Raw genomic sequence first — 22108 nt, 5'->3', positions numbered from 1 at the left:
CAGGGGTCGACGAACGGGGAGTTACGTGCTGCAGGTCGATCCGCGGGATGCGGTGTTCCTCTACGTGGAGCGTCCCGTCGCCTGGCAGACCTTTCTGTCCGCCTACGTGTTCGTCCCCGATGGTGCGCCGGCCCGCCCGGCCGATCGCGGAGAGATCACCCGGTGGATCACCGACCGTGCCCGCGGAATCGATGCACTGCGGCAACGACTGGTCCGCGTCCCGTTCGACCTCGATCATCCGTACTGGGTCGAGGATCCCCAGTACTCCGTCGAGGATCATCTGTTCTTCCACGAGGGCTCGGGGTGGGAGGAACTGCGGGGATGGATGGCGCAGCTCGTACAGCAGCCGATGGATCGGTCCAAGCCGCTGTGGGAACTCCACGTCGTCACCGGGGTCCGCGGTATCCCTGGCGCCGCGCGGGAGGCCACCGTCGCGGTGATGAAGTTCCATCACTCGATGGCCGACGGTGAGCTGAGCACCACGATCTCCAGGGCGCTGTTCGGGGCAGGCCCGGCCCAGGCCAGTCGCCCGGCCGCACTCGTCGCTGCACCACCGGTGCCCGCCAGGGCAGGCCTGTTCACCTCCGCGGTCCGAGCGTGCCCCCGCAAGGTCGGCGAGCTGGTCGGCGGACTGCGAGACTTCCGCGCGACGCGCCGACGGCTACTGGCCGAACGCGAGGAGGGCGTGCAGATGCTGCCCGTCGCGAAGCGGCCGCGGACAGTGCTCAACCAGCCGCTCGGCCCCGACCGGGTGTTCGACGCGGCATTCCTCCCACTCGACGAGTTGCGGGCCATGAAGTCCGCGGTCGGCGAGGTCACCGTCAACGACCTGGTGCTGGCCGTGGTGGCGGGCGCCATGCGGAGGTATCTCGACGAGGTCGACACGCTCCCGGACGAATCGCTCGCCGCCGCGGTTCCGATGTCCATCCGGCATCGTCGCGCATCCGAGTCGAGGAACCAGTTTCACACCATGGCGGTGGACCTGCACACCACCGAGGTCGATCCGATCGCGCGGGTCCGCGGCATCCACCGGTCGGTTCTGGCCGAACGCGAGCGATTGAGCTTTCCGGCCGAGGCCGAGGCGGCCGCCTGCGACGTCGTCCGTGTCATTCCCGGATGGGTGATTCGAGCCGCGTTGCGAATCGGCTATGGACGACCCACGAGGCGATCGGAGTCGATTCATCTCGTCAACACCTTGGTCACCACCGTGCGGCACGGAGATGCGGACCTGCACCTGTGTGATGCGACAGCGGTGGCCGGTTTCGGTCTCGCGCCACTCATCGGTTTGGGTGGGGTGGCCCACGCCATCGGCTCGGTTGGAGGCTCGCTCACGATCAACGTCACGGCCGACCCACTGCAGTTGCGCGACCTCGGCCGATACACGGAGCTCCTCGGCGAATCGTTCGACGACCTGGGGCGGGCGGTCCGGCACGCATTCGGCCCAGAGGATGTCCTCGTCGTAGGCTCGGGTGGGGGTGTGGCGCAGACCGAGGGTCTGGCGCTCATGTGAGCGGTCTGCACCGGTCAGCGGGGGGAGTCATGTGCAGCAGATGGATCCGAGAGACTCGGTGTTCCTCTATGTCGAGAACGAGGTGTCCAAGCAGATCATCGTGAGCGCGTATGTCTTCGCGCCCGAGGTGGGCACAGCAGGACCACCGGGGAAGGCGGAGATCGTCGAGTGGATCGCCGATCGGGTCACCGGGATCGACATCCTTCGACGGCGATTGGTCAAGGTGCCGTTCGGCCTCGACCATCCCTACTGGGCGATGGACCCTGACTTCTCGGTGGAGGACCACATCGTCTTCCACGAGATTTCCGAATGGGACTCCGCGCGAAGCGCTTTGGCCGAGAGCCTGTTGCAGCCGATGGACGAGTCGCGGCCGCCATGGGAGCTGCATGTGATGACCGGTGTCCGGGGAATCGAGGGCGTCGCGGGCGAGGCGACTGTCGCGGCGCTCAAGACGCACCATGCTGCCGCTGACGGGATGTTGAGTGCCGAGCTGGGCCGCCGACTGTTCGACCCGGCCCCGTCCGTCCAGGGTGCGTCGGATACTCGAGTCATCCGGAGTTCGCTGCCCTCCGGATTCGGACTGCTCACCCGAGCGGCCCGGTCCGCGCCGGCCAACCTGCGGCGTCTGGCGGTCGGCCTCCTGGACGCCAGGGCGGCGCAGCGCGAACTCGCACTGCACTGTGAACAGGGGAAGTACGAGTCGCCCATCGTCGAGCGGCCAGGAACGGTGTTCAATCATCCGTTGAGTCCGGGCAGAGTATTCGACATCGCGGTGTTCCCGCTCGGGGAACTGCATGCGATGAAGACCGACCTGGGCGACGTGACCATCAATGATCTCGCGCTCGCGGTGATCGGCGGCGCAATGCGGGTCTACCTGACCGAGGTCGGCGACCCCTCAGCCGGTTCGTTGGCTGCCGGGGTGCCGATGTCGACACGTTCGATCCGGGACGACGGATCCAGGAACCAGTTCGTGACGATGGCCGTGGACCTGCACACCGACATCGTCGATCCGGTCGACCGAGCACGGGCGATCCACCGTTCGGTCCTCGGTGAGAGGGCGCGCAAGAGCAGTCCCGCATCGATCAGGATTGACGAGTTCGTGAGGGCCATACCGGGTTTCGCAATCCGAGCCGGATTGGGGATCATCCGGGCACTCCCGGCGCGGAAGTCGCAGAGTGTCGGCTGGGCGAACACGTTGATCACCAACGTGCCCAAGGGGGTCGCGGACCTGAAGCTGTGCGGCTCCAGCGTGGCGGTCAGTTTCAGCCTGTGCGCCCTCGTCGGACCGAGCGGACTCGGCCATTGGGTGGACAGCATCGGCGACGTGCTCACCGTTGGCGTCACCGCCGATCCACGCCAATTGCGCGACGACCGCCGCTACCTCGAGTTGCTCCGCGAGTCGTACGACGAACTCAGGCTGGCCATCGCGAGCGGCGCAAGGGCGTAGTGGTGCGTCGGGCCGACGAGGCGCGGGTCAGCTGTGCAGCACCGTCAGCATGAGGGCCTGCATCCGGCCGCGGGCCTGCGCGCCCGTGTCGAAATGCAGCAGTCTGCCCACGTCGAGGGTCTGACCGAGGGCCGCGTGCACGAGGAACCTGGCCTCGACCGCAGACAGTTCGGGCCGAACCGCGGTGAGCAGGTGGACCCACTCCTCGACGTGCAGGCGCTGCACGTTGCGGAGGTTCGTGCGCTCCTGCTTGGGCAGGTTCCCGATCTCGGCGAAGTACACCGAGAGCACCTCGGGATGGGCGAAGGCAAGGTCGATGTAGGTTGCCGAGAGTCGACTCAGCGCCTCGTCCGGGTCGGCGGAGGCGCCGAGCGCGGCGGCCGTCGCCAGGGCCAGGCGATCGGCCGCCCTGTGGAACGCGGCCGCCAGCAGATCGGCCTTGCTGGGGAAGTGTCGGTAGACGCTGGACGCGTTGATGCCCGCCGCGGCGCCGATCTCCTCGATGCTCGATTCGTGGTAGCCGCGGTCGTTGAATATCTTCACCGCCTCCGCGAGCAATAGTTCGCGTTTGGAAGTCACGGCGAGTCCGCGCTGTGCGGTCGGATCGTCGATCGTGGTCGTCGCGGGCGGGGCCGCGGCCAGGTCGCACCGCAACACCCCCCACGCGGTACCGAGCAGGAGTTTCTCGATCCGGCGGTTCGCCAGCGCGGCGCTGTGGGCGGTGATGCTGCCGATCACGCTGAGCGCGGCGGTCGCGAGGATCACCGCTTCGCGTTCGGTGAGTTCGGACCTCACCTCGCGCAGCGGCCGCGCGACGTTCTGGGTCACTGCGGCGAACTCGGCACGCATCAGGTCCCGGTCGTCGGGCCGGAGGTAGCGGCCCTCCCACCGGTAGAGCCCACCGGTCTTCCGGTTCTCGACGGTGGTCACGATCAGCGCTCGCAGCACCCGGTCCAACTGGGCCTCCGGGGTGCGGTCCGGATCGTCCGCCTCGACGGCGGCGTCGGAGGCCGATCGGAGTCCACCCACCGTCCCCATCGCGGCGTGGACCAGCAATGCGTACTTGTTCGGAAAGTGGCGATAGAGGGCTGGCCCGGAGATGCCGAGGGTGGCGGCAATGTCGTCCACGCCGACTGCGTGATAGCCCCGTTCGCTGAAGGCCTGCGCCGCCACCATGGCGATCTGCGCCTTGCGGTCCTTCGGCCGTCGCCGAACGGGCGCGGCGGCCGAAGTCGGCCGGCCGGTGGTCGTCTGGGGCATCGACGTCTCCTGACTTCGGTCTCCGCATCTTAACCGAGAGTCGCGCGTCTACGGCCCAAAAGCGAAGTCGGGATTCCGGTGCTGAGGGCGATGGTCCCACTGGCATTTTGGTGCAAAGTCCGGACTAGCAACGATATTCGCTATTGACAACCATGGGCCGGTGCATGAAAGTTAACCGCAATTCGCACCGTGTGAGCATGCTCACTGGCGGAGGCGCGACCGCGAGCCCGGTCCTCGCCCGCCTCCTCGTCCGCCGTCCCGAAAGGGGAAACATGACCATGTCCCGACCTGCAGCGCCGCTGATCTTCGATGCCGTGCGCACACCACGCGGCCGCGGAAAGGCAACCGGATCGCTGCACTCGGTCAAGCCGATCGACCTCGTGGTCGGCCTCATCACCGAGATCCGCCGGCGCAATCCCGGGCTCGATCCCGGCGAGATCGACGACATCGTGCTCGGCATCGTCTCGCCTCTCGGGGAACAGGGCGCTGTCCTGCCGAGGGTGGCGGCCGTGGCCGCGGGTTTGCCCCAGACGGTGGCGGGCGTGCAGGTGAACCGGTTCTGCGCGTCGGGACTCGAGTCCGTGAATCTGGCGGCCCAGAAGGTGGCCTCGGGCTGGGAGGACCTCGTTCTCGCGGGCGGGGTCGAGTCCATGTCGCGGGTGCCGATGGGATCCGACGGCGGCGCCTGGGGAATGGACCCCGCCACCAACTACGCGACATACATGGTTCCCCAGGGGATCGGCGCCGATCTCATCGCGACGATGGAGGGCTTCAGTCGAACCCAGGTCGACGAGTTCGCGGTCCGGTCACAGGAACTGGCGGTAAAAGCGTGGGCCGACGGGCGATTCGACCACTCGGTGGTCCCGGTCAGGGATCGGAACGCGGTGGTGGTCCTCGATCGCGACGAGCACATGCGCCCGGATGCGACGGTCGCCGCGCTGGCGGCGCTCAAGCCCTCGTTCGCCTCGATGGGCGAACAGGGCGGGTTCGACGCGGTGGCGCTCCAGAAGTACCACTGGGTCGAGCGGATAGAACACGTGCACCACGCGGGCAACTCGTCGGGCATCGTCGACGGCGCGACCCTGATGCTGATCGGGACGGCCGAGGCCGGGGCCAGGGCGGGACTGAGGCCGCGTGCGCGCATCGTCTCGACCGCGGTCGTCGGGTCGGAGCCGACGATCATGCTGACGGGCCCGGCGCCGTCGGCGAACAAGGCGCTCGCGAGGGCGGGGCTCACCGCCGACGACATCGACCTGTTCGAGATCAACGAGGCCTTTGCCTCCGTCGCGCTCAAGTTCGTCAAGGACATGGACATCCCGATGGACAAGGTCAACGTCAACGGTGGCGCCATCGCCATGGGGCATCCGCTCGGCGCGACCGGGGCGATCATCCTCGGCACCCTGCTCGACGAACTCGAGCGTCGCGACAAGCGGTATGGGCTGGCGACCCTCTGCGTCGGCGCCGGTATGGGCATCGCCACCGTGATCGAACGCATCTGACCCGCGACTTTCTGAATCGGGAGATCAAACACCATGACCGACAACGCAATTCGATACGACATTGATCCCGAGGGCATCGTAACGCTCACCCTCGACGACCCAGCGCAGTCCGCGAACACGATGAACGAGGGGTTCATCGTGTCCCTGGGAGCGGTGGTCGACAGGCTGGTGGCCGAGCGCGATTCCATCACGGGGGTGATCCTCACCTCGGCCAAGAAGACCTTCTTCGCCGGCGGGGATCTCAATGACATCCTGAGGTCGCAGCGGGGCGAGGCCGAGGCCGTGATCGCCAACGTGAACCGGATCAAGGCACCGATGCGTCGGCTCGAGACGCTGGGCAGGCCGGTGGTCGCCGCCATCGGGGGTGCGGCGCTCGGCGGTGGCCTCGAACTCGCGCTGGCCTGTCATCACCGGATCGCGGTCAACGCCACATCGGTCACGGTGGGACTGCCCGAGGTGACCCTCGGACTCCTCCCCGGAGGTGGTGGCATCGTCCGGACGGTTCGATTGCTCGGCGTGGTGACGGCGCTGACCCAGGTGCTGCTCCAGGGCCAGCGGCATACGCCGGAGAAGGCCCTCGCCATCGGCCTTGTGGACGAGCTGGTGGCCGCGCCCGACGAACTGGTGCCCGCCGCCAAGAGGTGGATCGCGGCAAACCCGCAGGCGCATCAGCCGTGGGATGTCAAGGGGCACAGGATTCCGGGCGGAACCCCGGCGACTCCCGCGCTCGCCGCGAATCTTCCTGCCTTCCCGGCGACTCTGCGCAAACAACTCAAGGGCGCACCGTACCCGGCGCCGATCGCGATCATGAGTGCGGCCGTCGAGGGTGCGCAGGTGGACTTCGACACCGCGCAGACGATCGAGAACCGGTACTTCGCCGAGTTGGCGACCGGCCAGATCTCGAAGAACATGATCCGCGCGTTCTTCTTCGACATGCAGAAGGCCAATTCGCTGGTGAAGCGATACGGCGGTGCGGAGCGCGAACCGGTCCGTAAGGCCCTCGTTCTCGGTGCAGGCATGATGGGCGCCGCGATCGCGTATGTGTGTGCCAGGGCGGGAATGGACGTCGTGCTCAAGGATGTCTCGTTCGAGGCTGCCGAACGCGGAAAGGGCTACTCGAAGAACATCCTGGGCAAGGCCATTGCCAAGGGGCGGACGACCGATGAGGAGGCCGCGGCGATCCTGGGCCGGATCCGGCCGACCGACAATCCAGGGGATGCCGCGGGCGCGGAACTGGTCATCGAGGCCGTGTTCGAGGACCCGGCGGTGAAGAACCAGGTCTTCGCCGAGATCGACCCCGTCATCGCTCCGGACGCGCTGCTGTGCTCGAACACCTCGACCCTGCCCATCACCCTGCTCGGGGCGGGAGTCTCCCGAGCAGAGGACTTCATCGGCCTGCACTTCTTCTCCCCGGTCGACAAGATGCCGCTCGTCGAGATCATCAAGGGGGACAAGACGAGCGACGATGCGCTCGGCCGGGCCCTCGCCGTCGTCCAGCAGATCGGCAAGACCCCGATCGTCGTCAACGACAGCCGGGGCTTCTTCACCAGCCGCGTCATCGGAACGTTCACCAACGAGGGCATCGCCATGCTCGGCGAGGGCATAGCGCCCGCCTCGATCGAACAGGCGACGCTGCAGGCCGGCTACCCGGCTCCGGTGCTGGCCTTGATGGACGAACTGACCCTCACCCTCCCGCGCAAGATCCGGGAGGAGACCAGGTCCGCGGCGGTCGCGGCGGGTCAGGAATGGGTGGCGCACCCCGCGGACGCGGTCGTCGACCGGATGATCGACGAGTTCGGCCGCAGGGGGCGGTCCACGGGTGCCGGCTTCTACGAGTACGTCGACGGCAAGCGGTCCGGCCTGTGGTCGGGTCTGTCGGCTTTCGGCGGCACCACGGTGATCCCGTTCGGAGACATGGTGGAACGAATGCTGTTCATCGAGGCGATCGAGACCGTCCGCTGCCTCGAGGAGGGCGTGCTCGACACCGCGACCGATGCGAATGTCGGTTCGATCCTCGGTATCGGCTACCCGGGCTGGACCGGTGGCGTCGTGCGTTACATCGATCAGTATCCCGGCGGGGCACAGGGGTTCGTCGAGCGCGCTCACGAGCTCGCGCAGCGCTATGGCGAGCGCTTCGAGCCGCCGCAACTGTTGCTCGACAAGGCGGCCGCCGGCGGCACCTTCGAAGAGGGGAACTGACATGCTGAGCACCAGGTTCACCGAGGCATTCGGCATCGAGTACCCGATCGTGCAGGGCGGGATGATGTGGGTGGGTCGCGCGGAACTCGTTGCGGCCGTTGCCGACGCCGGCGCACTCGGTTTCCTGACGGCGCTCACCCAGCCGACACCCGAGGATCTGGCGCGGGAGATCGCCCGCTGCCGGGACATGACCGACAAGCCGTTCGGGGTGAACCTCACGATCCTGCCGTCGATCAACCCGCCGCCGTATGCCGAGTACCGGCAGGCGATCGTGGAGTCGGGGGTGCGGATCGTCGAGACGGCCGGCTCCAATCCGATCGACCACCTTCCCCACTTCAAGGACGCGGGGATCAAGGTCATCCACAAGTGCACCAGCGTCCGCCACGCACTCAAGGCGGAGCAGATCGGTGTCGACGCGGTGAGCATCGACGGCTTCGAATGCGCGGGCCACCCGGGTGAGGACGACGTGCCCGGCCTGGTCCTCATCCCGGCAGCGACTGCGCGGGTACGCATCCCGGTACTCGCATCGGGTGGTATCGCCGACGCCCGCGGACTGGTTGCCGCGCTCGCACTCGGCGCGGACGGCGTGAACATGGGCACCCGGTTCATGTGCACGCAGGAGTCGCCGGTCGCGGAGGAGGTGAAGCGGCAGATCGTGGCGAACAGTGAGCTCGACACCAGGCTGATCTTCCGCACGCTCCGGAACACGGCACGGGTGGCGGCGAACGCGGTCAGTGGCGAGGTCGTCGGTATCGAGTCGCGTGGCGGGGCGACCTTCGACGATCTTCGGGACCTGGTGGCCGGTGCACGTGGACGCAAGGTCTTCGAGGACGGCGACCTCGACGCGGGCATCTGGACGGCGGGGCAGTGCCAGGGCCTGATCCACGATGTACCGAAGGTCGGTGACCTGGTGTCGCGGATGGTGGCGGAAGCCGAGGAGATCATCGCGGGCCGTTTGGCCGGGATCGCTTCTGTGAGCGAGCCGGTGGGGGCCCTCCGATGACCGCGGCACCCGAACGTGAGGTGATCGGCGGTCTGAGGGTCGAGTTGGCGGAGGGAGTCCTGCGGATCACCATCGATCGCCAGGAGCGGATGAACGCGCTCGATCTGGCCTCGATGAACGCTCTCGGCGATGTGCTGACAGGTCGGGCGACCGAACCGGCGGTTCGCGTCGTGGTGATCGCAGGAGAGGGGATCGCGTTCTCGACCGGCGCCGACCTCGCAGCTGCCGCACAGGGTCCCGAGGCGGATCCCCGCGTCGTGATGGAGTCGGCGAACCGGGTGATACGCGCGATCCTCACGCTGCCGGTACCGGTGATCGCGAGGGTGAACGGGCCGGCGGCGGGCGTCGGCGCGTCGATCGCCTTCGCGGCGGATCTGGCGTACGCGGCGCCAAGTGCGTACTTCCTGTTGGCTTTCGTGAACGTCGGGCTCATGCCCGATGGCGGATCGAGTCTGCTCGTCCCCGCGGCGATCGGGCGGGCGAGGGCGACCGAGATGGCGCTGCTCGGCAGGAAGCTCGGCGCACCGGATGCCGCCGCGGCGGGGTTGATCGCCCGGGTGCTCGCCGAGGACGAACTGTCGCCCCACGTGGACGCCGTCGCGGCCAGGTTGGCTCGCGGGCCGCGCCGCGCGATCGAACTGACCAAACGTGCGCTGACCGCCGCCACTCTCGCGCGGATCGACGAGGCGATCGAGCGGGAAACCGAGGGCCAGATCGAACTTCTGGCGGCACCGGATTTCCGGGAAGGTGTCGCCGCGATGCTCGGCGGCCGGGCGCCCGACTTCGGGCGCTGACGGCCGTGGGGCCCGGCTGCCGGGGCGCGAGCCCTGATTGGACAAACGTCCAGTTCGGGCCGGGTCCAGCATGCGAATCCTTGTTAACAAAAACGCCGCATGACAGGCCTTGTATTGCCATACTGGGCGCATCCGTGAGGGTACGTCAGCCACACCGTGCCAGGGAAGGAACATCAGATGTCGTTCAGCGATGATCTGCTCTCGCAGCCGCTGCAGTCCCGGAGGAATCACTGGAACAATCAGGTCGCCACTCACGCACTGATGCGGCCGAACGCGGTCGCACTGCGATTCCAGGGAGCGACCACAACCTGGGCCGAGCTCCATCGGCGCTCGGAGTCGTTCGCGGATGCGCTCGCTCGGCGGGGCATCCGGGCCGGCGACCGGGTGCTACTGGTCATGCTCAACCGTCCCGAGTTCCTTGAGGCGGTTCTCGCGGTCAATTCCCTTGGCGCCATAGCGGTTCCGGTCAACTTCCGGCTGACGCCGCCCGAGATCGCGTTCATCGTGACCGACAGCGGCGCCACCGCTGTCGTCACCGACGTGCCGTTGGCGCCGCTGGTCGCCGCGGTGCGCGGTCAGGTCCCGGCCCTGTCGACCTGCGTCGTGGTGGGCCAGCCGGGTGCGGAAGGGGTGCTCGGCTACGAGGAGCTGCTCGCGGAGGGCGGGTCGGCGCATGCGCCGATCGACCTGGCCGAGGACACGCCTGCCCTGATCATGTACACCTCCGGCACGACCGGTAGCCCGAAGGGGGCGGTGCTCTCGCACGCGAACATGCAGGCGCAGGCGCTCACCTGTATCCGGGCCCTGCGCATGTCGGGCGGCGACGACATCGGATTCTGTGCCTCGCCGATGTTCCACATCGCCGCGCTCGGCAGTATGGCGCCGTCCCTCGTGCTCGGAGTGCCGACGGTGATCCATCCGCTCGGCGCGTTCAACCCAACCGAGTTGCTGGAGGTATGGGAGGCGGAGCGCGTGACCACGGCCTTCCTCGTGCCGGTGCAGTGGCAGGCCGTGTGCGCGGAACCCACCGTGCGGCAACGCGACCTGGCGCTCCGGGTCATCAGCTGGGGCGCTGCGCCCGCGTCCGACGTGGTGTTGCGGGCGATGTCGGACACCTTTCCGGCCGCGGTCAACGTCGCGGTGTTCGGGCAGACCGAGATGTCGCCCATCACCTGTGTCCTGGACGGCGAGGACGCGGTGCGCAAGCTGGGGTCGGTCGGCAAGGTCATCCCGACGATCCAGGCCCGCATCGTGGATGACGAGATGAACGATGTGCCCGCGGGGCAGGTCGGCGAGATCGTCTACCGGGGCCCCACGATGATGCGCGAATACTGGCGCAACCCACAGGGCACGGCCGATGCGTTCGCCGGCGGCTGGTTCCACTCCGGAGACCTCGTCCGCCAGGACGAGGAGGGTTTCATCTTCGTCGTCGACCGCAAGAAGGACATGATCATTTCCGGCGGCGAGAACATCTACTGTGCCGAGGTCGAGAACGCGCTCTTCGCGCATCCGAAGGTGTTGGAGGCGGCCGTGATCGGACGCTCCGACGAGAGGTGGGGTGAGGTCCCTGTGGCCGTCGTCGCGCTGCGGGGCGACGATCTCACCCTCGATGAGCTGTCCGAATTCCTCGATGAGCGACTGGCCAGGTACAAGCACCCGAAGGAATTGGTCATCGTGGACGCGCTGCCGCGCAACGCCAGCGGCAAGGTGGTCAAGGGCGACCTGCGTAAGAACCACGGATCGGTGTCGATGACCGCCGGCTGACAACGGGGCTGGATGGGCGTGGGCGACGGTGAGGGTCGTCCACGCCTCCGCATCGCTGCATCGGAGGTCCTCCGCTCGGCTCGCCGTAGCGAAGCTCTGTTAACTCGTGTCGCACCTGCGTATCTCAGATGGGACGAAATATTCTGTAGACAATGGATTTTGCGCATCTCCTGCGAGATATTGCGCGATCGTCACGCCGAGATATTTGAGAATCATCGTTTACTTAATCCTTGCGGTGGGCTGTCTGCCGTGAGAGGCTTCACACACTCGGAGCCCACAGGGCTTCGATCGCGAACTGGCTGAGAGGGGGCTCTGGCGATGACGTACGAACTGCCGGTCGCCAAGGGGCCCGTTCGCGACGTCGCGAACCAGGGCGGGTACCTGATCGGTTTCGCGGTTCTCTCTCTCGTCGGGTTGGCCCGCGCCGTGTTCCGGCGCCGATTGTCGCTGCACGAGACCATCACCCAGACGTTGTTCATCGGCCGGGTCAGTACAGGGCCCTCGTTGCTGCTGATGATCCCGATCGGCGTGTTCATCGCGGTGTCGGTCGGCGAGCTCGCGGACCGGATCGGCGCGGGTGGGTACTCGGGCGCGGTGGTGGCGTTCATCATCGTCGGTCAGGCCGCCGCGCTCGTGTGCGCGCTGATGATGGCGGGCGTGGCGGGTTCGGCGATCTGTACCGACCTGGGGTCACGCAAGATCCGCGAGGAGATCGACGCCATGGAGGTCATGGGCATCGACGTCGTCGAGCGCCTGGTCGCACCCCGGCTGGTCGCCGCGGTGGTGGTCTCGCTCGCGTTGTGTTCGATGGTGACCTTCGGCGGCGTGATGGCCTGCTACCTCTATCACATTTACGTTCAACACCTTCCGGCCGGAACGTTCATGTCGACCTTCAGCCAGTACGGGCGGATGTCGGACTTCGTGATGGCACTGGTGAAGGCGGCGATCTTCGGCCTCACATCGACCCTGGTCGCAACCTTCAAGGGCTTGCACACCAAGGGCGGACCCCGCGGAGTCGCGGACGCGGTCAACGAGGCGGTGGTGATCGCCTTCGCCCTGGTGTTCATCGTCAACGCCGCGCTGTCCGCGCTCTACACAGTGATCGTCCCGGCCGTGGGGTCCTACTGATGGTGGGCTTCGATGCGATGGTCCGCGCGCGACGTCAGTCGACAGCGCCCGCCAGGGCGGTCTACGGAGCACTGGTCGACGTCGGCAAGCACGTGACCTTCTACTCACGGACGGTCGCGTCGATCCCGTTCGCGCTCACGAGGTATCGCAAGCATGTCCTCGGCCAGATCAGCGAGGTCAGCTTCGGCACCAATTCGCTGCTCTCCGGTGGCGGCACCGTCGGAATCGTGTTCGCGATGTCCCTGGCCGCCGCGATGATGCTCGGTGTCGAGACGCAACGCGGACTCGAGCTGGTCGGGATGACGACGATGTCGGGAATGCTCTCCGCCATCGCGAACACCCGCGAGCTCGCCCCTGTCGTGGTCGCGATCGCGCTGGCGGCCAAGGTGGGCACCGGATTCACCGCGCAGATCGGTGCGATGCGGATCTCGGATGAGATCGACGCGCTTGACGCGATGGCGATCCGCTCGATCCCGTTCCTCGCGGGCACCCGGGTGCTGGCCGCCATGGTCTGCGTCCTGCCCATCTTCATGGTCGGGTTGCTCGCGAGCTATCTCTCGACACGGCTGGTGATCGTGTTCTGGGGTGGCGCCTCCGCGGGTACCTACGACTACTTCTTCCACCTAGCACTGTCCCCACAGGACCTCGTCTACTCCGCGCTCAAGGCGGTGGTCTTCGCCGCGGTGGTCTCGCTTGTGCACTGCGCGTACGGCTACTACGCCTCGGGCGGACCCGCGGGGGTCGGGCAGGCGGCGGGCCGCGCCCTGCGCACCGCGATCCTCGCGATCGGCGTCCTCGATGTGCTGATGACCTTCGCGCTGTGGGGACTGGTCCCCGAGATCCCGGGAATGGGGGTCTGAGGTGGACCAGTTCACGGGGCGGTCGCGGGCGAGCCTCGCGCTGCGCGGGGCGATCGCGGTGCTGGTCGGTGTGCTCGTCGCGGTGACGATGGTGCTGCGCGGATCGGGGAGTCTGCGCAGCGATCCCGTGGTGGTCGTCGCCATCCCGGCGTCGGCAGGCCTGATCACCGGTGAGGCGCCGGTGCGCTACTCCGGTGTCAACATCGGCAGGATCGCCGGAATCGACTCGGGTACAGAATCTTCTGTGGTGCGCCTGCAGATCGATGCCGCCGCGATCGGGCAGGTTCCGTCCTCGGTCCGCGCACGGGTGGTACCCCGGACCTTCTTCGGGGACATCTACATCCAGCTGGTCGACGCCCCGAACGCTCAGGCGGGGTCCGCGCTCGCGGACGGTGACGCGATAGCGGTGGATGCCGGTCCGGACGCGGTGGCGCTCTACGGGGTCTACAAGAAGATGGTCGACGTCCTCGACCAGATGCAGCCGCAGAAGATGCAGACCGCGCTGACCGCGCTGGGCCAGGCGCTCGACGGCCGGGGGGAGGCGGTCGGCCGAATCGTCGACCAGCTCGGTTCGGCATCACGAACGCTGGCCCCCGCCGCAGAGCAGTTCGTCGCGGCCACTCCCGAGTTCCGTTCGGTGATGGCGGCACTCGACTCGGCAACGCCGGACGTGCTCGCCACCCTGGCCGCTGCGACATCGGTGTCGCAGCGAATGGTCGATCACGGCGGGCAGGTGGCGGCGATGTTCGGCAGCGCGGCGGGATTCGCCTCGGTGGCGGCCTCGTTCGTCGGGGAGCAGCGCGATCAGATCATCACCGTGGTCGATTCGACCGGCACCATCCTGGCGACCACCGCGGCCAACCCGGCGGGCCTCGTCGACACCCTGACCGGCGCCGAGACCTTCGGGGCGGCGGGCGCACGCGTGTTCGCCACCGGAAAGTTCAACATCACCGCCGTGCCGACGTTCCAGGGTCCGTTGCCGTACACAGCGTCCGACTGCCCCCACTACGGAGACGAGTACGGCGCCGACTGCGGTGGGGCCGAGGCCTTGTCCGCGCAACCGGGACGCCAGCCCGTGGTCGACGTGGGGCGTGAGGCGCCGGTGCTGAACCTCCTCGAGGCCGGCCTGAGGGAGAAGAGCGCGAGCACCGACCCGGAGGCGATGCCGAACCCGGCGACCGTCGTCATGCTCGGACCGATGGTGCGGGGCAGCGAGGTGACAGTCCGATGAAGATCGGTTGGATGCCAGCGCTGAAGGCCATCGGCTTCTGCGTGACCGGCGCGCTGTGCGCGTCGTTCGTGGCGAACACGCTGACGGTTCCTGTGCGCGGCGCCACCGACCGGTACACGCTCGAATTCACCGACGTGGAGGGGTTGAACCCCGGCAACCCGGTGACCATGGCCGGCGTCCGCGTCGGTCGCGTCGAGACCATCGACTTCGCCGACGCGGGCGGCGGCACCAGCAAGGCCGTGGTCCGGATCGAGGTCGGGTCGGAGCACACGCTGGCCAGGGAGGTCACGGCCGCGGTCCGATACGGCGACATGCTCGGCGCACGCTACATCGCGCTGACACAACCGGAGGGCGCCGCGATCAACACTGTGGCGTTCGGACAGCATTCGGCCGCCCTCGAGCCAGGTGGTTTGATCCCGGTCGCGCAGACCACGCCGCCGGTGGACCTGACCGCGCTGATGAACGGGTTCCGGCCGCTGTTCGACGCGCTCGCTCCCGATCAGGTCAACACCCTCACCCGCGGGTTCGTCGAGACCTTCAGCGGCCAGGGGCAGACGATCGCGACCCTGCTCGCGCAGATCGGCTCCCTGAGTACCGGCCTGGTCGATCGGCAGGACGTGATCGAGCAGTTGGTCGACAACCTGGCCTCGTTGCTCGGCTCGGTCGAGGCGCGGGCCCCTCAGCTCGAGCAGCTGCTGGCGGGGCTCAGCGGGCTCAGCACCTCGGTGGCGGGCAACAGCGATCAACTGGTCGCACTGCTCGGCGACGGGAATCGGGCCGTTGCTCAGATGGCACAGGCGATGGCCCGGTCCAACGGAGCGTTCGGGAGATCGGTGACCGACCTGAAAGCGGTGACCGACAGTTGGGTCGCGAGCACCGATGAGTTCAACGCCTTCGTGGCGAAGATGCCGGAGTTCGGGGCCACGATCAACCGGATGGGCAGCTACGGCGGGTTCGTCAATCTCTACCTCTGCAACTTCACTCTGAAGGCGGGCGACGTGGAAGCGAACATCTTCGGCACCGCGCATTCCCCGGTGTGCTCATGATGTTCCTGGTGAAGCTGATCGACGTGTTCGTCGGCGTCGTGCGGTTCCTGTTCACCGGCGACCGACGGCCGGGCAGTGGCACGCCGATGGTCCTCGGCGCGCTCGGGATCGTCGCGCTGGTGGCGGGCCTCGGCATCGCGATCGGCGCGCCGAAGGCGTGGTACGTGGCGCGGACCAGTCCCTTTGTCGCCGAGCTCGACAACGCCGCCGGATTGTCCGGCGGTGACCCGGTCTACGTGGCCGGGGTACCCGCCGGTCGGGTGGAGGAGATCGAGCTGGCCGGCGATCATGTGCGCGTCGATTTCCGGCTGGACAAGCAGCAGCCATTGGGCAATCAGAGCACCGCAACGGTGCGGCTCAAGACCGTGCTCGGCAAGCGATACCTCGAGATCGTGCCCGCCGGGGTTGACGACGGCGGCACCGTCATACCGCGCTCCCGCACCACCGTTCCGTACAGCCTCGACGACGTCAGCAGGGATGCGACGGCGGCGGCCGAGGGTGTCGATGTCGACTCGATACAGGCGATGATGACCACGTTGTCACAGATCGTGCCAGCCGATTCGGACCAACTCGGGAAGACCCTCGCCGGGCTCAGCGGCGCATCGGCCGCGTTCGCCGAGAACGGGCAGCAGATCGACGAACTCCTCACGATGTCCCGGTCGCTCTCAGATCTCGTTGTCCGTCAGAGTGATTCGCTGGCGACGACCATGTCGAACGCGCAGACCGTGGTGCAGATCCTCGCCGTCAGGAAGCAGGCGCTGACCGAACTGGTGGACAACCTCAGTGCGGTGGTGGCAACACTGTCCACGTCGATGGCCGACCATCAGGAGGAGTTCGGCCAGCTGGTCACGAACCTCGTGTCGATCACCGACACACTGAAGACCAACGCGGGCAACATCGAGCTGATGATGGATCGGCTGCCACCCGCACTCCGTTCCGCGACCGACGCGACCGGAAACGGGGCCTGGACCGACGTCAATGCGCCCGCCGCGGTGATCCCGGACAACATGCTGTGCGCCCTCGGAGTGATGCAGGGGTGCAGATGACCACCGCTCGATGGTCGCGAGTCGCGACCGCGCTCGCGCTCGCCGTCGCGCTGGTGGCGGCGGGATGGTTCGTCTTCGCCCGCACCGACGACTCGAAGACCGTGTACGCGAACTTCGCCTACGTCAACGGAATCTACCCCGGCAGCAAGGTCACGGTGCTCGGGGTCCCGGTCGGGTCGGTGATCGCGGTGCAGCCCAAGGGCACTTCGGTGCGCGTGACGATGACGGTGCCCGGCGAGGTGGAGTTGCCCGCGGACGCGAATGCCTACGTGCTCAACCCCTCGGTGATCAGCGACCGGCACGTCGAGCTCGGACCCACCTACGGTGGCGGGCCGAAGCTCGCAGACGGTGCCGAGATCCCGCTGGAACGCAGTCACGCCCCGATCGACTTCGACGGGCTGATGGGCAGCATCAGCACACTGACCGATGCCCTCGGTGGCAGTGCACCGGACCGGCCGGGCGGCAGCGCAGGCGAACTGCTGACCGAGGTCGCGGACAACTGGCGCGGCAACGGCGACCAGTTCAACGCAGCCATCAAGAACCTCAGTGCGGCAACGGGAGTGGTAGGAGCGCGGGCCGAGGACATCGGTGAGCTGGTGCGCAATCTCAACACCCTGATGACCGCGCTCGATGCCCGCCAGGTCAGCCTGGACACACTCGTCGCCGACCTCGGGGAGCTGGGGGACGAGTGGTCGGCGCAGAAGATCGACATCGCAGGACCGCTGCAGGACCTGCGCGTGGTGCTCGATCAGGTCAACAGCTTCATGACCCGACACGGAGACGACGTGGGCACGATTGCCGAGAACACGCGGGTGCTCGGCGACACGCTGGCGACGAACCAGGCGGGACTCGCCGAGTTCATGGACGTGGTGCCGCTGCTGATGCAGAACCTGTCCAACACTGTCGGCCCCGACAATCGGGGCCGGATCCGGCTGAACGTCTCGACAGCGCTGACCCAGTTCGCCGTCGCAAAGCCGCTCTGCGATGCCTACCCGCTGCCGCTGTGCACCGGGGCCGGGTTCACCAATCCGATCTCGTTCCCGGTCAGTGCCTCCGACCCGCTCGGCATCGTCTCGGCGGTCACCGGTGGTGCACTACCGCCGAGGGGGAACTGATGCGCCGCACGTCGATCGGTCTCGCCTGCGCGGCGCTGGCAGGAAGTCTGCTGCTCGCGGGCTGCGGCGTCGGCATCGCGGACCTGCCGCTCGGCCGCACGGCGGACGGTCCCGACTACGCGGTCACACTGCAGCTCGCCACCGCGGATGGATTGCTGCCGGGTGCCGATGTGCTCAATGGCCAGAAGGTGATCGGTCGCGTCGCCGCCCTGGCGACCGACACGGTGGGGGCCAGGGTCTCGTTGAGTCTCGAACGCGCAACCGAGCTGCCGGACAACGTCGAGGCGTCCGTGGAACTGCCTTCGGCGCTGGGGAACCCGTTCATCAGGCTCGCCGAACCCGCGCAGCCCTCGTCGCGGCCGCTGCGGGAGGGCGATGTCATCGCCGAGTCCCGCACGACGATCGGTCCGCAGATCGAGAGCGCGCTCGCCACCCTCGGCACGATCGTCAGCGGAAGCGGGTTGAGTCAGTTGCAGACCGTCGTCGGCGAGTTGAACAAGGCGTTTGCGGGCCGGTCGGGTGAGGTGCGCGGACTGATGGACACGCTGGCCTCTCTGATGGCAGGCGCCACCGCCAATCGGAGTGAGTTCGACGCAGCCATCGACCTCGCGGCGCGGGTCTCACAGCAGTTGGTGGACCAGCAACGCGTCGTCGACGGCTACCTCGATGCGATGCCGGGTGCGGTCGAACTGCTCACGCAGCAAAGAGATTCCATCGCATCGCTGCTCGCCTCGACGACCGCGCTGGCGAGCAGTACCGACGCAGTTCTCTCCGCATCGCCGCAGGGCATCGACGGCATGCTCACCGACGCGGGCACGGTGATCGGGGCGTTGAACAGCGTCAATGACAGGATCGCCACGACGCTGGACAACATGAACACCTTCCTGGGGAACTTCGGGCGCTCCGTGCACGGGGACTATCTGAACTTCGATGGCGCGCTCGACATCCCGGGCGGTATCGACAAGCTGATCACCGGCGGATCGCTGCCAGGCGGTGCCGGGAGCGCGCCCGCGAGAACATTGGCATCGTTGTTGGCAGGCGGTGTCCCGCTGCCTGCGCCGACCCCGGGTGGTGCCCGATGAGACGCCTGGTACTGGTCCAGTTGGTGCTGTTCGCCCTGACCTCGGCGATCGTCATCCCGTTCGGCATCAACTACGTCCTCGGGCCGCAGGCGTTCGGGGATCCGATACGGGTGCATTCCACGATGACGGACGCGCTCGGGCTCACCGCGGGCACCAGCGTCACCTATCGGGGGGTCACGGTCGGGAAGGTGGCAGGTGTCTCGCTCGACCCCGACATCCGTGGTGCCCGTGTGGATTTCGACCTGGATCCGGGGACCCAGATCCCGCAGGACAGCGTCGCCCGGGTCGGGATGGGGACAGCCGCGGGGATCCAGAACGTCGACATCTTCCCGAACACCGAGAGCGGCCCCTACCTCACCGAGGGTGACGAGCTCGCCGCGCCTGCCGAGGAGCAGCCGGTCCAGATGAGTCAGATGATGCTGCAGGCATCCCGGCTGTTCGAGGACATCGATCCGCAGGCGGTCCGCGATATCGGCACGGAGCTGGGCGCGTCGTTCGACGGTCTCGGTCCTGCGATGGCGAGCATGATCGAGCACGGTGATCGGCTGTCGGCTCAACTCGACGAGCAGGTCCCGACGCTCAGGGCCCTTCTCGAGCGGACCACGATTCTGGTCGGAGCGATGGCGGGACAGTCCGATTCATTCGGGCGGGGGATGGCGGCGGCGCGCAATTTCACCGAGCAGCTCGACTCGAGCGGGCCGGTTCTCGTCTACCTCGCCGACACCTCCCCACAGGCACTCGGCAATGCCAGGGCCCTGTTCGATCGCTACCACGACACATTCGGGGCCGTGCTCGCGAACCTGGTGACCGTCGCGCCGGTCATCTCGGACCGCAGCGACGCCCTCGCCGCCGGTCTCGTCGACATCCCGCGGGGTCTGGGCAAGCTGGAGTCCATCGTCACAGGGGATCGGGCGAACTTCGCTCTCGTCGCCACGCAGGGGCCGGTCTGCAGTTACGACACGGTGCGCAGGGCGGTCGGCGACGTGAGTCCGACCGAGACCGACCTCACCTACTACTGCCCGCCGGGAACGAACATCGCGCAGCGTGGCGCCAGGAACGCACCCCGCCCGGGCGGCCTCGGCCTGCAGAACGCGACGACGCCGGGGACGGCCATCGGTCCCCCTGTGGTCGCCGACCCGATCCTCATCCCGACCGGGGTCGAGGCATTGAACTACTGGAAATCGCTTCTGGAGGACCTCGGACATGGCAACTGACAACACGGTCGCGGCGCCGCCGCGTGATCCCGGCGCGATGCAGTCGATCGAGCGCGCGGATGCCGACGCCCGGTCGGCTCCTCGCGCGATCCGTTCGCTGCGTCGACCACCGGTCCTCGTGGTGCTGCTGCTGGTGCTCGCGTTGCTCGCGACGGCAGCGGCGCTGACGGTTCAGGTGCTCCGTGCCCGGCACCTCGACGAACTGCGCGCCGAGGCGGTCGACATCGCGCGGGAGTACTCGGTGGCGATGTCCTCGTTCGACTTCCAGAGCCTCGATGCGAACCGCGACGCAATCATGGAGATGTCGACCCCGGCGTTCGCGGACAAATACAACCAGATGGTCGACGCGCTCGCGCAGATAGTCACCGAGGGCAAGGGGCAGGCGACCGCCAGCGCGGACCATGTGGGGGTCGAGCGCATCGATGACTCATCCGCGCTGGTGCTCGTCTTCGTGGACCAGCAGGCGAAGAACGTGGTCTCGCCCGACGGCAACTCCCAGAAGTACCGGATGGTGGTCTCCCTCGTCCGTGAGGGCGACCGATGGGTCGTCGACAACGTCGACACGAAATAGCTGACGAGAACGATCACCAGGACAGGGGAAAGCGATGCCCGTGCACTACCAGGAGGACTCGGCCGCCGGACCGGCCCTGACCACGGCGCAGACCAGGATCCGGATCACCTCGTCTGCGCGCAGGTGGACGCGGCGACCCGCGCACATCTCCGAGGCACTGGATTTCTGGTCCTTCGCCGGTGGCGCGGCGAACGTGGTGATGCAGCTGGGCTGGCCCGAGGTGGCCTACGGGGTGATCGAGAGCAAGGTGGAGTCCGGCAGCCTGATGCGCCATCCCTGGAAGCGGGCAAGGACGACCTTTCAGTACCTCACCGTCGCGATTCTGGGAACCGACCAGGAACGTCTCGCCTACCGCGAGGCCGTCAATGTCGCGCACCGGCAGGTGCGCTCGGACGAGAACAGCCCGGTCAGGTACAACGCTTTCAATCGGGAGCTCCAGCTGTGGGTGGCGGCCTGCCTGTACATCGGGTTCGAGGACACCCACCAGCTCCTGCACGGCACGATGTCGGAGGAGGAGGCGGAGTCGTTCTATCAGTCGTCGAGCACGCTGGGGACCACCCTGCAGGTCACCGAGGAGATGTGGCCGGCCACCAGGTCCGACTTCGACCGTTACTGGAACAACGCCTGCTCGCGGGTGTCGATGGACGACACGGTCCGCGCCTATCTGATGGACCTGGTGAACCTCAGGATGATCGGGTGGCCGTTTCGGCTCGTCTTCGGGAACCTGTTGACCTTCCTGACCGTCGGTTTCCTGCCGCCGCTGTTCCGTGAGGAGCTCCGCGTCGAGTGGAACGAGGACGATCGCAGGCGGTTCGAGCACCTGTTCGTATTCGTCTCGTTCGTCAACCGGTTTCTGCCTCGCTTCGTCCGGCACGGAGCCAACTACGTGCTGATGCGCGACATCCGCAGGCGTATCGGCGCCGGACGGGCGTTGATCTAGTCCGTTGGGCGGGTTTCGCCGAAATGTGATGAACGCTAAGTTACTCGCTAGTAACAGGCGCGTGCTGGTAGCAAATAGCGCGTAACGCGTGTCGGCTGAATGGGTCTCCCGTCTTCGGTGTGCGATGATTTCGGTTGCTGTATTGCAGGTCATGACGGACTGCGTGCTGTGGCGGGGGTCATTGGGAGGTGGAGGCAGGCTACGCAACCTGCACAGGCCGATCGAGCGACCCTCGACGCGGTCGCTGGACCGTGCGCGCTGTTCACCGATCGCGGGCACCCTCGCTGACGTGGACTTATGCGCGTGGCGCCAGGTTCCTTCGGGAAAACGGCTAACGCGGATCGGCCGAGCGGCGATGAGATGGATGGACTGAACGGAAGACCATTTCGCCGCTTGGGC

At 67.3% G+C, this 22108-nt stretch carries 18 protein-coding genes; 17 read left to right on the top strand and 1 reads right to left on the bottom strand.

Annotated elements, in window-relative coordinates:
• The first annotated feature begins 25 nt into the window (after positions 1-25).
• Both BR31_RS0123330 and BR31_RS0123325 read left to right on the top strand, forming a co-directional pair.
• Positions 26-1510, top strand: a complete 1485-nt coding sequence (locus BR31_RS0123330; protein ID WP_027503099.1) for a wax ester/triacylglycerol synthase domain-containing protein — start codon at positions 26-28, stop codon at positions 1508-1510.
• 40 nt (positions 1511-1550) lie between these two features.
• Positions 1551-2957, top strand: coding sequence for a wax ester/triacylglycerol synthase domain-containing protein (locus tag BR31_RS0123325; RefSeq protein WP_156042592.1), 1407 nt, complete (start codon positions 1551-1553; stop codon positions 2955-2957).
• Between the two features lie 27 nt (positions 2958-2984).
• Here the strand turns inward: BR31_RS0123325 and BR31_RS0123320 are convergent, their stop codons facing one another.
• Positions 2985-4217 carry a TetR/AcrR family transcriptional regulator gene (locus BR31_RS0123320; RefSeq protein WP_027503097.1) on the bottom strand — a complete coding sequence of 411 codons (1233 nt, stop codon included), beginning with the start codon at positions 4215-4217 and terminating at the stop codon, positions 2985-2987.
• A 278-nt stretch (positions 4218-4495) separates the two neighbouring features.
• Between BR31_RS0123320 and BR31_RS0123315 the strand changes: the two genes are divergently transcribed.
• From BR31_RS0123315 to BR31_RS0123245, 15 genes are all read left to right on the top strand, one after another.
• Positions 4496-5716, top strand: a complete 1221-nt coding sequence (locus BR31_RS0123315; protein WP_027503096.1) for an acetyl-CoA C-acetyltransferase — start codon at positions 4496-4498, stop codon at positions 5714-5716.
• Between the two features lie 33 nt (positions 5717-5749).
• Positions 5750-7915 carry a 3-hydroxyacyl-CoA dehydrogenase NAD-binding domain-containing protein gene (locus tag BR31_RS0123310; protein WP_027503095.1) on the top strand — a complete coding sequence of 722 codons (2166 nt, stop codon included), beginning with the start codon at positions 5750-5752 and terminating at the stop codon, positions 7913-7915.
• Position 7916: 1 nt separating this feature from the next.
• On the top strand, positions 7917-8918 hold the full coding sequence (locus BR31_RS0123305) for an NAD(P)H-dependent flavin oxidoreductase (RefSeq protein WP_037177975.1): 1002 nt from the start codon (positions 7917-7919) through the stop codon (positions 8916-8918).
• On the top strand, positions 8915-9712 hold the full coding sequence (locus BR31_RS0123300) for an enoyl-CoA hydratase (RefSeq protein WP_027503093.1): 798 nt from the start codon (positions 8915-8917) through the stop codon (positions 9710-9712). The genes BR31_RS0123305 and BR31_RS0123300 overlap by 4 nt, the downstream gene beginning before the upstream one ends.
• 177 nt (positions 9713-9889) lie before the next feature.
• Complete coding sequence (gene fadD5, locus BR31_RS0123295; protein WP_027503092.1) at positions 9890-11476, top strand: fatty-acid--CoA ligase FadD5; 1587 nt, start codon at positions 9890-9892, stop codon at positions 11474-11476.
• 318 nt (positions 11477-11794) lie between these two features.
• A complete protein-coding gene (locus tag BR31_RS0123290) occupies positions 11795-12604 on the top strand; it encodes an MlaE family ABC transporter permease (RefSeq protein ID WP_027503091.1) in 810 nt (269 codons plus the stop codon).
• Positions 12604-13464, top strand: coding sequence for an MlaE family ABC transporter permease (locus tag BR31_RS0123285; protein ID WP_027503090.1), 861 nt, complete (start codon positions 12604-12606; stop codon positions 13462-13464). The genes BR31_RS0123290 and BR31_RS0123285 overlap by 1 nt, the downstream gene beginning before the upstream one ends.
• Position 13465: 1 nt before the next feature.
• Positions 13466-14695 carry an MCE family protein gene (locus BR31_RS0123280; RefSeq protein WP_027503089.1) on the top strand — a complete coding sequence of 410 codons (1230 nt, stop codon included), beginning with the start codon at positions 13466-13468 and terminating at the stop codon, positions 14693-14695.
• Positions 14692-15741, top strand: coding sequence for an MCE family protein (locus tag BR31_RS0123275; RefSeq protein WP_027503088.1), 1050 nt, complete (start codon positions 14692-14694; stop codon positions 15739-15741). Before BR31_RS0123280 ends, BR31_RS0123275 begins: the two co-directional genes overlap by 4 nt.
• Positions 15741-16787, top strand: coding sequence for an MCE family protein (locus BR31_RS0123270; RefSeq protein ID WP_027503087.1), 1047 nt, complete (start codon positions 15741-15743; stop codon positions 16785-16787). The genes BR31_RS0123275 and BR31_RS0123270 overlap by 1 nt, the downstream gene beginning before the upstream one ends.
• Positions 16784-17902 carry an MCE family protein gene (locus tag BR31_RS0123265; protein WP_027503086.1) on the top strand — a complete coding sequence of 373 codons (1119 nt, stop codon included), beginning with the start codon at positions 16784-16786 and terminating at the stop codon, positions 17900-17902. The genes BR31_RS0123270 and BR31_RS0123265 overlap by 4 nt, the downstream gene beginning before the upstream one ends.
• Positions 17902-18984: an MCE family protein gene (locus BR31_RS29830; RefSeq protein ID WP_051637683.1), complete on the top strand. Its 1083-nt coding sequence runs from the start codon at positions 17902-17904 to the stop codon at positions 18982-18984. The genes BR31_RS0123265 and BR31_RS29830 overlap by 1 nt, the downstream gene beginning before the upstream one ends.
• Positions 18981-20198 (top strand): MlaD family protein, encoded by a 1218-nt coding sequence (locus BR31_RS0123255; protein WP_027503085.1) that lies wholly within the window; start codon positions 18981-18983, stop codon positions 20196-20198. The genes BR31_RS29830 and BR31_RS0123255 overlap by 4 nt, the downstream gene beginning before the upstream one ends.
• On the top strand, positions 20188-20769 hold the full coding sequence (locus BR31_RS0123250) for a mce associated protein mas1a (protein WP_231496680.1): 582 nt from the start codon (positions 20188-20190) through the stop codon (positions 20767-20769). Before BR31_RS0123255 ends, BR31_RS0123250 begins: the two co-directional genes overlap by 11 nt.
• Before the next feature lie 34 nt (positions 20770-20803).
• A complete protein-coding gene (locus BR31_RS0123245) occupies positions 20804-21709 on the top strand; it encodes an oxygenase MpaB family protein (RefSeq protein ID WP_027503083.1) in 906 nt (301 codons plus the stop codon).
• Positions 21710-22108: the final 399 nt, after the last annotated feature.

This window comes from Rhodococcus sp. UNC363MFTsu5.1 (genome assembly GCF_000686785.1).
GTDB classification, from domain to species: Bacteria; Actinomycetota; Actinomycetes; order Mycobacteriales; family Mycobacteriaceae; genus Rhodococcus_G; species Rhodococcus_G maanshanensis.
Note: the sequence above shows the minus strand (reverse complement) of the source record. Positions and strands in the feature narration are given on the sequence as shown.